Source organism: Pseudomonas sp. D3-10 (assembly GCF_051132175.1).
GTDB lineage: Bacteria > Pseudomonadota > Gammaproteobacteria > Pseudomonadales > Pseudomonadaceae > Aquipseudomonas.
The window spans coordinates 3,706,226-3,719,492 of record NZ_CP071668.1 but is presented as its reverse complement, the minus strand read 5'-3'; the positions used below and the strand labels follow the sequence as shown (position 1 = coordinate 3,719,492).

The window sequence follows — 13,267 nt, the reverse complement described above, 5'->3', positions numbered from 1 at the left end:
CAGCGCGCAGGTTCAAAGCAAGTGATGGTTAACGCCCTTCCAGCAACTGGCCCGCCTGATCGAGCAAGGCCAACGGATCCTTGGTCTTGTGGATATCCACCGACAACAACTGCCGGAACCGCCGCGCGCCCGGGAACCCAGTGCCCAGCCCCAGCACGTGACGGGTGATGTGGTGCATGGCACCGCCTTGTGCCAAGTGATCGGCAATATAAGGCCGCAGCTGTGCCAAGGCCTCGGCACGAGTAATGAGCGGCGCAGTGCTGCCGAACAACTGTTGGTCCACTTCGGCCAGCAGATACGGGTTGTGGTACGCCTCGCGGCCCAGCATGACACCATCGAACGTTTGCAGATGTTCGTGGCAGGCCTCCAGTGTCTTGATTCCACCGTTGAGTACGATCTCCAGCTCAGGGAAGTCCGCTTTCAATCGGGCCACCACGTCATAGCGCAATGGCGGAATGTCGCGATTCTCCTTCGGCGACAACCCCTCCAGGATCGCAATCCGCGCATGCACGGTAAAACTGTTGCAACCGGCGTCACGCACGGTCCCGACGAACTCGCACAATTGCTCATAACTGTCGCGACCATTGATCCCGATCCGATGCTTGACCGTCACCGGAATCGACACGGCGTCGCGCATCGCTTTCACGCAATCGGCCACCAATTCCGGATGCCCCATCAAGCAGGCGCCGATCATGTTGTTCTGCACCCGGTCGCTTGGGCAGCCGACGTTGAGATTCACCTCGTCGTAGCCATGTTCCTGGGCCATTCGGGCGCAGGCCGCCAGGTCGCCGGGGACGCTGCCGCCCAGTTGCAGGGCCAGCGGATGCTCGGTTTCATGGTGGCGCAGGAAGCGTTCGTGGTCGCCGTTGAGCAAGGCACCGGTGGTGACCATTTCGGTGTAAAGCAGGGCGTGCTTGGAGAGGATGCGTAGGAAGAAGCGACAGTGGGCGTCGGTCCAATCCATCATCGGGGCCACGCTGAAGCGGCGGGAAACGGACTGTCGCAAAGTTTCTTGAAGAGGCATGGGAATCTGGAGGCAAATGCGGAGGCCGCACAGTTTATCAGGTATGGGACTGCAGCGAATGCATTCACCCCGGACTAGGCAGCCCACCCATTCGCTGCGTCATGCCTATGCTGAAAACCGATTGGCTGCCGATTTCCATGAGGCTCAGTGCTCCGTCGGAAAAGGAGCAGCCAGTATCCATGTAGACAACATTGCCGAGACGGGTGACGCGCGGGACTGATGAGTGTCCGACATAAACTTCGTGGATGCCTTTGATTGGAGTCGGGTCCTGCTGTTCGATTTTGTCCCGGGCATAAAGGGCTTGCGCCAAGGCTTGTTGTTCGGACTGCTTTCCTCGCGTTCCGGTAATGGCTTCCTTCGCATTCTGCCATTCATTTTCAAGCCCGACAGCTGGCGCTTGGGCATGTACTATCCCAACTGTTTTATCGTCGGATAACTTAACTTCGATAATGATCGGAAGTTGCTGAAGCGCTGCTAGAAGTTGCTCCTGGGTGGTCGGGCTCAACTCATAGAGCCAGGCGCCGCCGTTGCGGATGTGCCTGTGTCTGTCTCCGTGGCCGCAGATACCATCGATAACCATTTGCTCATGGTTGCCGCGTACCGCATGAAACCAGGGTTGCCCAAGCCAATTCAATACGTCCTCTGAGTCGGGACCGCGATCGATGAGGTCCCCCACGGAAAAAACCCGGTCTACTTCGGTATTGAACTCGAGTTTCGCCAAGGCCCTTTCCAGAAGCTTGAAATGCCCGTGGACGTCGCCCACGACAAAGTCTCGGCCTCGTTCATTCGGGGGGAACGAGGCGGTCTGGTTCATACATCGTCTTTCGGCAGGGTTGGCTGGCACGGAATGTATCGCTTAAGCAAAGAGCGCAGGTAACTTATGGTCGAGATTGTATCGGCTGTCCAATACACTTCTTGAAAACAGTTTCCATGGGATCGAGCACGCAGTTATAAGCTGCGATATTGGCACTGATCCATTCGTCTTTTTCGATTCCCCACCAACTTATTTCGAACCCGGCATTCATGATGAGGTGCTCGAACAGGATGCGTTGGGCGCGGCCGTTGCCTTCTCGAAAGGGATGGATGACGTTGATATCGGAATAGGCGTCCGCCACGGCGACTATGAGTTCATCCCGGCCCATTGCTTCGAACCAGTTCGCTGCCGTCATGCGGGCGAAAATCTTTTCGGCTTCTTTCTCCATGTATTCCGGTTGGCAGAAGCGAGTGTCCTGCTTGGCCATGCCAACGGTCCGCAGCTGTCCGGCCCATTCGAACAGGTCTGCGAACAATGCGTGATGGATATTCTGAAGGTAAGCCAGGCTGTATGGGGGCGGGTTGAATTCGACACTGCTCGCCGCGATGGCCGAGAGCTGTTGTTCGGCTTCGCCCAGGGTGGGTTCGTCGCGGATATCGAGTTTGTTGCGCAGGACCGTGGAGCCGGGATAGCAGTAGGCGTCCTCGCCGACGCCATATTTGTCGGGCATCAGGCTCGGGTCTTGGTGAAGGTCTTCAACACGTCTTCACGGGACGGCAGCTTGCGTTCGCCGTCCTCGAAAGACACCTTGAAGCCCTCCAGGCGCAGGCTCGCTGCGTAGTTGGACCTACGAGTCCTGGCCGCGTAGGCCTTCTTTGTTTCAAGGCTGACAGTGCCCATGGGGTTGGACCTCGAATCACGTGGGTGAGCGGATTATAGCCCATCGCGTAGCCAATGAACCCATCTGTCACTGTCGGTTCGGCGGCTGGATTGACCAACGGAGCTTGCAACACGGCGCATCCGCGAATACTGTTCATGCATCCAGTTTTCGAGTGTTTCCCATGCAACTCATTGCCAAGCTAGGCATTCTTGCCGATGCCGCCAAATATGACGCGTCCTGCGCCAGCAGTGGCGCCCCCAAGCGCAGTTCGCGGGGGCGGGACGGGCTTGGGGCCACGGATGGCATGGGTATCTGCCATAGCTACACGCCGGATGGTCGCTGTGTATCGCTGCTCAAGGTGTTGTTGACCAATTTCTGCCTGTACGACTGCCAGTACTGCGTGAACCGCCGCTCCAGCAATGTGCCGAGGGCGCGATTCTCACCCGAAGAAGTGGTCCGGCTGACCCTGGATTTCTATCGACGTAATTGCATCAGCGGCCTTTTCCTGAGCTCTGGCATCATTCGCTCGGCCGATTACACCATGGAGCAGTTGGTTCGAGTCGCGCGGTTGCTGCGCGAAGAGCACCAGTTCCGTGGATATATCCATCTCAAGACCATTCCCGACGCCGACCCGCTATTGATCGAAGAGGCCGGGCGGCTGGCGGATCGCCTGAGCGTGAATATCGAATTGTCCTCGGAGATCAGCCTCAAGCGCCTGGCGCCGGAGAAGCAACTGGCTACCATCCGTCAGGCGATGGGCACCATCCACGACGGCCAACAGGCGGTGGCGGGCGAGCCGCGGGCGCCTCGTTTTGCCCCGGCCGGGCAGAGCACGCAAGTGATCGTCGGGGCCGATGCCACCGATGACCACGCCATCCTCAGCAACGCCGAGTCGCTTTACCAGGGCTACGGCCTGCGGCGAGTCTATTACTCCGCCTTCAGCCCGATCCCCGAGAGCCCCGCCAGCGTGCCACTGGCCGCGCCACCTTTGCTGCGGGAGCATCGGTTGTATCAGGCCGACTTCCTCATGCGAGGCTACGGCTATAAGGCAGGCGAACTATTGAGCACATCCACCAACCTGGACCTGGACATCGACCCCAAGCTGGCCTGGGCATTGGCCAATCGTGATGTGTTTCCACTCGACCTCAACCGCGCCGAGCCGGCTTTGCTCGCGCGCATTCCCGGCATCGGCCTGCGCAGTGTCCAGCGGCTGGTGACACTGCGCAGGGAGCGGCGGATTCGCTACGACGACTTGGTGCAGTTGCGTTGCGTGTTGGAAAAGGCGCGTCCGTTTATCGTGACCAGCGATTACCGCCCCGCTGACGGCCAAGTGCGCAGCGGGCTGCTCCGAGCGCGCTTGCGCGACCCACAGCGGCCGGTGCAAATGGGGCTGTGGGCATGATCGCCCTCGATTGTGACGACGTTTTCAGCACCTGGCGTGACCAGGCCCGAACGCTGCTGGGCCACGGAATCGACCCCAGCGACGTGACATGGGCCCAGGGCCCGATCGCCGACCTGCTGGCTGTGCCGACGCCGCTGCCACAGGGCCCGGGGCCGTTCCAGACGCGCGTGCCGGCGGGGTTGTTGGGGCAATTGGAACAGGCCAGCCGCTACCAGGGCGAACAACGCTGGAATCTGCTGTACGAAGTGCTCTGGCGCGTCGCCCATGGCGACCGCACCGCAATGCTCGCTGGCGATCGATTGGGCAGCGAATTGCAACGGCGTATCAAACAGGTCAGCCGCGAAGCCCATCACCTTCATGCGTTCGTGCGTTTCGTACCGCTGCCGCCGGCGGTCGCCGAACAACTGCAGTTGGATCTTGTGGCTTTCCACCAGCCCGCCCACGACATCCTTGAAAGCGCGAGCGGGCATTTTGCCGAGCGATTGGGCCGGCAACGCTGGCTGATCGCAACGCCCCGCGATGGCATTCGTTTCGATGGGCATTCGCTGGACTATCAACGCCGTTGCCCTGAGCAATGGCAACAATGGGCCCGCCACGCCGAAGATCCCGGCGCGGAACTGTGGCGCACCTATTATCGACACATCTTCAATCCGGCGAGGCTCAACCCCACCGCGTTGCGCCAGCACATGCCGGGGCGATTCTGGAAGCACTTACCGGAAGGGGGGTTGATTCCTCAGCTGGTGGGGCAGGCGCGGCAGGGCAAGCAGAGGGATGGGCAGGCATTGGAAGTGGGGGAGAAAGTGGGGAAGCGGATAATCGCGGGCAGTGGGGCAGAGGTACGGGGCTGTAGACAGTCCTGAGCGCTCGATCACGGTTCACTTGTGCAGATTCCAAACAAGTTCTGTGCCGTCCGCGCTGTGTTCCGGCGCCAGCCATCCACCTAGGATTCCCTTCATTCACTCCATGAAAGAAGGAACTGCCCATGCAAAGCTTTACCCGTCGATTGCTCACCGCCTGTGTATTCTCAGGCGTTCTCGCCAGTGCCGGCGCCTCGGCCGAGAGTCATCCAACCATTCGTGCAATGTCTGGTGCAGTGCCCGTGAGCCAGTTGCCTGCCGGTAAAACCGCGTTACTGGTGATTGATTTTCAGAATGAATACTTCACCGGTAAGATGCCGATCCCTGACGGCCCGGCAGCGCTGGCCAACGCCCGGAAGCTGATCGAATTCGCCGATGAACACAAAATGCCGGTCTACCACGTTCAGCACATCGCACCCGCCGGCTCCCCTGTGTTTGCCATCGACGGTGAAACCGTGAAATTCCATCCTGATATGCAGCCCAGGCCCAATGACCCGGTCTTGCAAAAAACCACCGTCAGCGTGTTCGGCAGTACCGATCTGGACAAGCGTCTGAAAGCCGGGGGTATCGAGAACGTGATCGTCTCCGGCCTCATGACCCATGCGTGCGTGGCGGGCGCTGCTCGGGATGCGGCACCGCTGAGCTATAACGTGTTGGTGGCGGCCGATGCATCGGCTACGCGTGCGATTACCCGGGTCAATGGGGAATCGATCGACAAGGACGCCTTGCACAGGGCTGCCCTCGCCGAGATTGAGGATACGTTCGGCGATGTGATGAACACCGCCGAAATCGTCAAGCTACCGGTGCGCTAAGCCCCCTATGAATCAGATGCTCGCCATGCGTGTGTTCCGCTGCATCGCTGAGGCCCAGGGATTCTCAGCCGCCGCTGAGCGGCTGAACACCACGCACTCGTCGGTTTCCCGGCATTTGCATCAGTTGGAATCCACGTTGGGCGTGCGTCTGGTCAATCGCAATACCCGCCGCATGAGCCTTACGGCAGCAGGGGAAAGGTACTACGCAGCCTGCGTGGATATCCTTGACCGAGTCGATGCCGCGTCCCAAGCCGTCGCGCTGGAACACGAGCGTCCCTTCGGGCTGCTTCGGATCAGCGCGCCGCTGGTGGTAGGCACCTTGGAGTTGGCGCATTGGTTGCCGGCCTTCCAGGCGCGGTATCCGGAGATCCAGATCGATTTGTCTTGCTCTGATCCGTTGGTCGATCTGGTGGCCGATGGCTTCGACGTCGCGTTGCGGATTTGCGGGCCCTTGGCCGACAGCAGCCTGGTCGCCCGTTTGCTCAGCGTTTCACCGCTGGTGCTGGTAGCGGCGCCGGCTTACGTGTTCAAGTGCGGTTTGCCTCGCAGTGCTGCCGAACTCAACGAGCATCGGTTGCTGACGTATGGGGCGACTCCTCAGTGGACGCTCACCAGCGCCTGGGAAGGCCCCGTCAGTCTGGATTGCCAGGGCATTTTTCATACAGACACCATCACTGCCTTGCACGCTTATGCCTTGGCAGGCGGCGGCATAGCCGCGTTTACCCTGGCGACGGTGCAAGATGACCTGTTGGCCGGCAGGCTGGTGCGAATCCTGCCTGAGCACACCCTTGGGGAACGGCACTACTACGCGCTTTACCCTCATGCCCGGCATCTGCCGGCCAAGGTGCGCGTGTTCGTGGAGTACATGACGCAGTATTACCGCGCAGTGTCAGGCGGATGAGCACAACGAAGCGCGCTCCAAGGTATTCCATGGCTTGCGCATGGTTGGCTTGCGGTTGGTGTAGGTGCAATGCAATCCCCCTGATCCTGGCGCGCAAATGTATTGCGCTGGCGGACCCGTAGGATGAGGCCGAGTCGCCAAGGTGGAGCCGGGCACCACGAGTCAATCAGCTTTAATGGCATTTGCCGGCCTGCGCAACGCCGCGATATCCCGCTTCGGGGACGCGCCGAAGAGACGGCTGTATTCTCGGCTGAACTGCGAGGGGCTTTCATAGCCCACCTGGTAGGCCGCGCTCGCCACGTCCAAGTGCTCGTTGAGCATCAGGCGCTTTGCTTCGTTCAACCGCAGCCATTTCTGGTATTGCAGTGGGCTCATAGCCGTGAGCTGGCGGAAATGGTGATGGAACGTCGGGGCGCTCATCTGCACGCGCGACGCGAGGTCCTCCACACGTACAGACCCGGTGTAGTTGAGCTTCAACCAGTCGATGGCCTTGGCGATCCGGTAGCCTTGGCTGTCGACGGAGGCAATCTGCCTTAGCCGCGCGGCCTGGTCGCCCATCAACAACCGATAGTGAATTTCTCGCTGGATCAAGGGCGCCAGCACCGGGATGGCGTCGGGTTCATCGAGCAGGGCCAGCAGGCGCACGAACGGCTCGAGAAAATCCTGGGTGGCGGTGCCGATCCCCGCACCTATCCCGACGGCGCGCTCGACCCGTGGTATCACGCTGCCCTGGGCGATCAGATCCGCCACCATGCGCAAATCGAGTCGCATGACCAGCCCCAGGCAGGGCTGTTGCGGGCTGGCGGCCAACACTTCCGAGTTCGCAGGCATATCCAGCGAAGTCATAAGGAAACGTGCGGTGTCGTACCCATACGCCTGCCCCCCAATCCACACCTGTTTCATCCCTTGGGCGACGAGGACGATGCTCGGTTCGATCATGCAGGTCATGGGTGGGGCAGGGGCGTCGCGGCGGAAAAAACAAAGACCGGCAATTGACGTTTCAAAGTCGCCCGGTCCTGTCGTCCGGTTATCGATGAGGTTGGCGAGCCTATGTTGGAGCGATCTGTCTTGGGCGGTCATGTCGATATCTGCGGGATTGAGAGCTATAGGCAGAACATTACCCCGCCAAGCGAAGCGTTGCCTATGGGAAACAGGCGGGTTCACAGGATCGGGCAAGAACTCCAGCGAAATGTTCTACCGGTCGCCCTTGCCAGTCGTTAAAACTGCACGTCACATTAAGCTCATCCGGAACGGCGCTCGCTCGCCGGGTCCATGCTCGGTGCAATCACTAGACCCAAGAGAGGGGCTCCGAGCCCATCAAGCAATTTCAGGATTTTCATGACCGATACCTCATTGCCAAAACCACAGGGCAAACCTGCATGGGGCGCTGTGCTCGCCATGTCGTTGGCGGCCTTTGCACTCGTTGCGTCGGAATTCATGCCGGTCAGCCTGCTCACACCGGTGGCCGCAGACCTGCACATCAGCGAAGGACAGGCTGGCCAGGGCATCGCCGTCTCCGGTGCCTTTGCGTTAGTCACCAGCCTGTTCATCGCGTCGATCGCGGCGCGCATCGAACGCAAGTGGCTGCTCTCGGCGCTGACGCTGTTGATGATCGTCTCCGGAACGGTGGCGGCACTGGCGCCCAGTTATCTGGTTTTCATGGTCGGGCGGGCACTGATCGGCGTTGCTATTGGCGGCTTCTGGTCGTTGTCGGCGGCAACGGCCATGCGCCTGGTGCCGCAGGATAAAGTTCCCCGGGCCCTTGCCATCGTCAACGGGGGCAATGCCTTGGCCACGGTCGTGGCCGCGCCGTTGGGCAGTTTCCTGGGAGCGATCATCGGCTGGCGAGGTGCGTTTTTCTGCATCGTGCCCGTCGCTGCGCTCGCCCTGGCATGGCTGCTGATGAGCCTGCCGTCGATGCCCATCCAGGCGAAACGGGGCGCCGCCAATCCTTTCAGGCTGATGGCCCGGGCGCCGGTTGCGTTGGGCATGCTGGCGGTCAGCACGTTCTTCATGGGCCAGTTCATGTTGTTTACCTACCTGCGGCCGTTCTTGGAGAGCGTGACGCGGGTGGACGTCTCGTTGCTTTCGCTGATGTTGCTGGCGATTGGTCTGGCGGGATTGCTCGGCACCTTCCTGATCGGTGCGCTCCTCAAAAAAGGCCTGTATCGCACGCTGATCATCATCCCGCTGCTCATGGCCGCGATCGCCCTGGCCTTGGTGGGGTTCGGCGATTCCGCGTCCATCACAGCCTTACTGCTCGGCCTCTGGGGCCTGGTGGCCACGGCCGCGCCTGTGGGTTGGTGGACCTGGCTGGCAAGGACGTTGCCGGACGATGCCGAGGCAGGGGGTGGGTTGATGGTCGCGATCGTTCAACTCGCCATTGCATCGGGGGCCACGGTGGGCGGCGTGCTGTTTGACTTGAGCGGTTATCGCGCGACCTTCGAGACCAGTGCCGCGGTCTTGGTCGTAGCCGCAATCCTCACCATTCTGGCAGCTCGGGCGGCGGCTCGACCATCGACACAAGCGTCGCCCACCGTGACATACAGCACGGGGCGTTGACTTGGGAGCCGTTGGGCGGCTGCGGTTGGTGGCACATTGATATCTTGGTAGACTTTGGACTCGTTATCTACCGAGTTGGTTAGTTGTGTCTACTGAGAGAATTCAACCCTTGGAGCAGGCCCTTCTGGCGGTAATAGCTGCTGCGGGAAAAATGGGCATCAGTTGCGATGAGTTATGCGCCCAGGCGGTGGGCGGCCTGGTGTCCGAACAACACTGGACCTGGGCGGATGCCCAACATGCGGAGCGTGCCGCCGACGAGATCGACAATGCCATGGCGATCCTCATTGACCGGCAAACAGGGACGCCAATCAAAAGCGGGCCTGATGCGGCATTTGAATCGAATCGACTCTGAGAACGGGCAATCCGTTGAATCCCGTTTGTGCTTAAAGGCCCAAGCCTTCCTCGATGAACGACAGGAAAGTGTCTTCATCGAGGGTCACGGGTTCGGGCTTCTGCTGGCCGGTTGGCCGCAGATGCCAATGGGATTCGCCATGCATCCCCACCGTGCGCAGGATGCAGCGCTCCAATCCCTTCGTATGGATTTCGATGCATCCCTCGGCATCGGGGGAAAAGCGAGCGATCGGGTCGAGCAAGATACGGCGGTGATTGCCCTCGATCACCAATTGGTCGATGGCATAGTTGTAAGTCGACCCGCTGGAATGGCTTTCAAACACATGGGTGGGGTTACGCCGGATAACCAGGCCCGCCTCACAGACCGGCGCCAGCCAGCTTTCAATCTGGCGGTACAGCTCGTACACCTGGCCAGGCCAGTGTTCAATCGCCAGGTCGGCGCAATGGTCAGTGTCGGCCGGCGCGCGTTGGGCCTGCCTCAGCTTTGCTGCGAGTTCGTCTGCCTTGCTCATGTCGATTCCCTGTCGTGGTGATGGGTTGAGCTTAGCCGAAGGGGCAGGGTGGGCGTTTGCGCTGGGTCATGGAAGCGCAATTGACGGTTAATGCTTGGCGCCTGCCCCATCGGTTCGTAGCGGCATCCTTTCACTGTTCCCCCTGGCGAATTGCTCAGGCATCTCCGGCAACGAAGCCACGTGCACGGCGCGGGACGGCATGGCGAAGCGCACGCCGATCTTGGCGAACTCGTCCATCATCCCCAGGTTGATGGCTTGCTGGATGTCCATATAGACGTTGTAGCTGGGGTCCAGCACGATGTAGACCGTTTCGAATTCCAACGTGCTTTCGCCGAAACCGCGAAAGTGCGCGCGGTCGAAGCGGGTTTTCTCCTGGGCCTTGATGATGTTTTCGACGATGACGGGCACTTGCCGAAGTTGTTCGGTCGAGCATTCCTGAGGCAGGGCGAATTCGAAGACGATGCGGCGCTCCTGCAGGCGTTTGTAGTTCTGGATGGTGGTGCTGATCATCCCCGCGTTGGCCATGACGATCTGCTCGCCGCCCAGGCTGCGGATCCGGGTGGTCTTCAGGCCGACATGTTCCACGGTGCCCGCCAGGGAACCGACCACGATGAAGTCGCCGACTTCGAAGGGTTTGTCCACGGCAATGGACAGCGAGGCGAACAGGTCGCCGAGAATGTTCTGCACGGCGAGCGCTACGGCAATGCCGCCAACGCCGAGGCTGGCAACGAATGCTGTGATGTTCACGCCCAGGTTGGAAAGCATCGCCAGCAGCACCACTGCCCACAGGAACACTTTTGCGCCCCAGAGGCTCAAGGTGGCCAAGGCGCTTTTCTGATGGATGTCGCTGTGGCTGTGGCGCGCGAAATAGTGCAGCAAGGCCAGGGCGATCGCCCGGTTTGCCCATAACCCCACCTGCAAGGCGGCGACGACGAACCAAAGGCTGCTGACCCGACCCAGCCAGCGTTCCGGCAGGTCCAGAACACCGATGCCGATCAGAATCGAGGCCAGCAATAGCAGGGTGTTGCTGGTGCTGGACAAGACCTCGACAGCAATATGGCTGACGTAGGCATCGGGCCTTTGCGCCCGTGCCCGTACGTTTTTCAACAGGAAGCCGATGCCGGCTCTGGCAACGATGAAACTCACCGTCATCACGCTGAGTGCCAGTAACCAATTGGCGATGGAAATGCCGAGCAGTTGGGTGTCGGTAAAAATGTCGAGAGAGCTTGAATCCATGGGTCGGGATCACCTGTGCCATTGCTGTTCAGGTTGTGCCCTGGCCGATTCGCGCAAGGCACGGGCCGGGCCATGAACTTTGTTAGTTCATGTGGGCCAGGGGCCGTTCAAATTTATTCTCCGGGCGCGGCGCGTGCCTTGCGCTTGGCTTGTTTTGGATCCATTGCGCCATCCATCGACTTACTCCTAAAGGCAAATTGCCGCCCCCCAAGCGGTACGCTAAGCTCGCGATTATTGGGGGCTTTTGAGCGACTCGCTCACTGTTTTGCCCTCCCCAGGATTTCGCTTGCCTATCCCCATCCACGATCCGAACCATGCGCCTGGCGGTGCCTTGAAACGCCTGCCTTTGCTCAAGGCCGCAGTGATGTTCATCGCAGCCGTGTGCCTGTGCCTCTGCGGTTTGCTCTTCTTGCAACTGGAGCAGTCCCGTCGGCATGACCTGGAGTCGGCGCGCCTCGCTTCGGCCAACCTCACCCGGGCCATGGCCCAACAGGCCCAGGACACATTCCTGCAAGCCGACCTGGCGCTTGCCAGCCTGGCCGACTGGATTCAAAACGACGGGTTCGGTCCGTCGACACGTCCACGCCTGCACCAGACATTTGCCCGGCGGGTGCAGTCCCTGGAGCAGTTGCATGGTCTGTTCCTGTTCGACAAGAACGGCCAGTGGATCATTACTTCTTTCGAACACCTGCACAGGGGGGCGGGGGTGGCCGATCGGGACTATTTCAAGTTCCACCAGCAGAACGCCTCGCTGATCGCCCACGTCGGCCCAGCGGTTCGAAGCCGACAGAACGGTGAATGGATCATTCCGGTTTCCCGTCGATTGAATGACCAGAAGGGCAACTTCCAGGGCGTGCTGCTGGCCGGCATCAAGATGTCCTATTTCGATCAATTCTTTAAAAGCTTCAGTCTCGACGCCAAAGGCGAAATGTCTTTGGCGCTGTCCGACGGTACGTTGCTGGCGCGTCGTCCTTTCGATGAGGGACAGATCGGTCGTCCGCTTGCCGATGAGTACGTTTACGAACACCAGCACGCAAGCATGGGCGCCGGCGATACGGTGCTCCGCCCGGCGCCCGACGGCATCGTCCGGTTATATGGGCACCGGCATCTGCAGGCTTATCCGCTGATGGTGACCGCCGCGATGTCGGAGCATGCGATCCTGGCGGGCTGGTACGACAGGGCGTTCCAGTCCAGCCTTATCGTGGCCTTGGTGGTGTTGGGCGTTTGCCTGTTTGGTTGGGTCTTCGTGCGCCAGGTGCGCAACAGCGAGCGGATCGAGGCAGACTTGCGCAAGGCCCAGGAAGCGCTGGAGCTGATCGCCACCCACGACAGCCTGACCGGCCTGGCGAATCGGCGTTTATTCGAACGTGCCCTGGACATCGAATTCGGGCGAGGCGCTCGCCAGCGCAGCCCCCTGAGCCTGATCATGCTCGACATCGATTTTTTCAAACGCTACAACGACACCTATGGGCATGTTGCGGGGGACCACTGCCTGGCCGAGGTGGCGAAGGTGCTCAAGAGTTGCTGTCATCGCAAGGCCGACCTGGCGGTGCGCTACGGCGGCGAGGAGTTCGCCGTCCTGCTGCCCGACACCAACCTGCACGGTGCCATGGCATTGGCCGAGCAGATCCGCAGCTGTGTCATCGACAAGCACATCAGCCACTCCGCTTCCCCCTCTGGCTACCTGACGGTCAGCCTCGGCTGTTATGCCTTCGTGCCGAGCAGCCTGGACAGTACCGAAGTGTTTATCCAACGGGCGGACGCTGCGCTCTATCAGGCCAAGCACAGCGGTCGCAACTGTGTCGCGGTCCTATCCAGGGAAGGCGCGCTGGATGCGCTGGAGCGTTCCGACCGTTGAGATCCGTTGGAATCATCGGCGGCGGATAACGGTCCATTGGTCAACATGCAGGCTAGGCGTGGGCCCTTTCGTCAAATCTTGTGGGCTCATCATCTGGCTGGACGATGGCTGCTAAGGT

At 60.5% G+C, this 13,267-nt stretch carries 14 protein-coding genes; 7 read left to right on the top strand and 7 right to left on the bottom strand.

Annotated elements, in window-relative coordinates:
* Nucleotides 1-28: 28 nt before the first annotated feature.
* The 4 genes from dusA to J3P90_RS16700 all read right to left on the bottom strand — a co-directional run bounded on the left by dusA (nt 29) and on the right by J3P90_RS16700 (nt 2,678).
* Complete coding sequence (gene dusA, locus J3P90_RS16715) at nt 29-1,024, bottom strand: tRNA dihydrouridine(20/20a) synthase DusA (protein ID WP_434650538.1); 996 nt, start codon at nt 1,022-1,024, stop codon at nt 29-31.
* A gap of 64 nt (nt 1,025-1,088) precedes the next feature.
* Nucleotides 1,089-1,838, bottom strand: a complete 750-nt coding sequence (locus J3P90_RS16710) for a metallophosphoesterase (RefSeq protein ID WP_434675065.1) — start codon at nt 1,836-1,838, stop codon at nt 1,089-1,091.
* A gap of 64 nt (nt 1,839-1,902) precedes the next feature.
* On the bottom strand, nt 1,903-2,508 hold the full coding sequence (locus tag J3P90_RS16705; RefSeq protein ID WP_434675064.1) for a putative adenosine monophosphate-protein transferase Fic: 606 nt from the start codon (nt 2,506-2,508) through the stop codon (nt 1,903-1,905).
* Nucleotides 2,508-2,678: a YhfG family protein gene (locus tag J3P90_RS16700; protein ID WP_085987050.1), complete on the bottom strand. Its 171-nt coding sequence runs from the start codon at nt 2,676-2,678 to the stop codon at nt 2,508-2,510. Before J3P90_RS16700 ends, J3P90_RS16705 begins: the two co-directional genes overlap by 1 nt.
* 161 nt (nt 2,679-2,839) lie before the next feature.
* Here J3P90_RS16700 and J3P90_RS16695 point away from each other — a divergent pair, with 161 nt between their 5' ends.
* The 4 genes from J3P90_RS16695 to J3P90_RS16680 all read left to right on the top strand — a co-directional run bounded on the left by J3P90_RS16695 (nt 2,840) and on the right by J3P90_RS16680 (nt 6,630).
* A complete protein-coding gene (locus J3P90_RS16695; protein WP_434563302.1) occupies nt 2,840-4,060 on the top strand; it encodes a putative DNA modification/repair radical SAM protein in 1,221 nt (406 codons plus the stop codon).
* Nucleotides 4,051-4,920 carry a TIGR03915 family putative DNA repair protein gene (locus tag J3P90_RS16690; protein WP_434610610.1) on the top strand — a complete coding sequence of 290 codons (870 nt, stop codon included), beginning with the start codon at nt 4,051-4,053 and terminating at the stop codon, nt 4,918-4,920. The genes J3P90_RS16695 and J3P90_RS16690 overlap by 10 nt, the downstream gene beginning before the upstream one ends.
* 122 nt (nt 4,921-5,042) lie before the next feature.
* Nucleotides 5,043-5,729: a cysteine hydrolase family protein gene (locus J3P90_RS16685; protein ID WP_434675063.1), complete on the top strand. Its 687-nt coding sequence runs from the start codon at nt 5,043-5,045 to the stop codon at nt 5,727-5,729.
* Between the two features lie 7 nt (nt 5,730-5,736).
* Nucleotides 5,737-6,630: a LysR family transcriptional regulator gene (locus J3P90_RS16680; RefSeq protein ID WP_434610614.1), complete on the top strand. Its 894-nt coding sequence runs from the start codon at nt 5,737-5,739 to the stop codon at nt 6,628-6,630.
* A gap of 162 nt (nt 6,631-6,792) precedes the next feature.
* Here J3P90_RS16680 and J3P90_RS16675 read toward each other — a convergent pair whose 3' ends face one another.
* On the bottom strand, nt 6,793-7,710 hold the full coding sequence (locus J3P90_RS16675) for an AraC family transcriptional regulator (protein ID WP_434675062.1): 918 nt from the start codon (nt 7,708-7,710) through the stop codon (nt 6,793-6,795).
* 258 nt (nt 7,711-7,968) lie between these two features.
* Between J3P90_RS16675 and J3P90_RS16670 the strand changes: the two genes are divergently transcribed.
* Both J3P90_RS16670 and J3P90_RS16665 read left to right on the top strand, forming a co-directional pair.
* Nucleotides 7,969-9,192 (top strand): MFS transporter, encoded by a 1,224-nt coding sequence (locus tag J3P90_RS16670; protein ID WP_434675061.1) that lies wholly within the window; start codon nt 7,969-7,971, stop codon nt 9,190-9,192.
* Between the two features lie 109 nt (nt 9,193-9,301).
* A complete protein-coding gene (locus J3P90_RS16665; RefSeq protein ID WP_434610621.1) occupies nt 9,302-9,544 on the top strand; it encodes a hypothetical protein in 243 nt (80 codons plus the stop codon).
* A 31-nt stretch (nt 9,545-9,575) separates the two neighbouring features.
* On the opposite strand, the gene J3P90_RS16660 is transcribed toward J3P90_RS16665, so the two are convergent.
* The gene (locus tag J3P90_RS16660) at nt 9,576-10,055 is read right to left on the bottom strand and encodes a hypothetical protein (RefSeq protein WP_420764651.1); all 480 of its coding nucleotides are present in this window, start codon (nt 10,053-10,055) and stop codon (nt 9,576-9,578) included.
* Between the two features lie 87 nt (nt 10,056-10,142).
* Complete coding sequence (locus J3P90_RS16655; RefSeq protein WP_434563318.1) at nt 10,143-11,291, bottom strand: mechanosensitive ion channel family protein; 1,149 nt, start codon at nt 11,289-11,291, stop codon at nt 10,143-10,145.
* Nucleotides 11,292-11,577: 286 nt separating this feature from the next.
* Here J3P90_RS16655 and J3P90_RS16650 point away from each other — a divergent pair, with 286 nt between their 5' ends.
* Nucleotides 11,578-13,149 (top strand): sensor domain-containing diguanylate cyclase, encoded by a 1,572-nt coding sequence (locus tag J3P90_RS16650; protein ID WP_434675060.1) that lies wholly within the window; start codon nt 11,578-11,580, stop codon nt 13,147-13,149.
* The last annotated feature ends 118 nt before the right edge of the window (nt 13,150-13,267 follow it).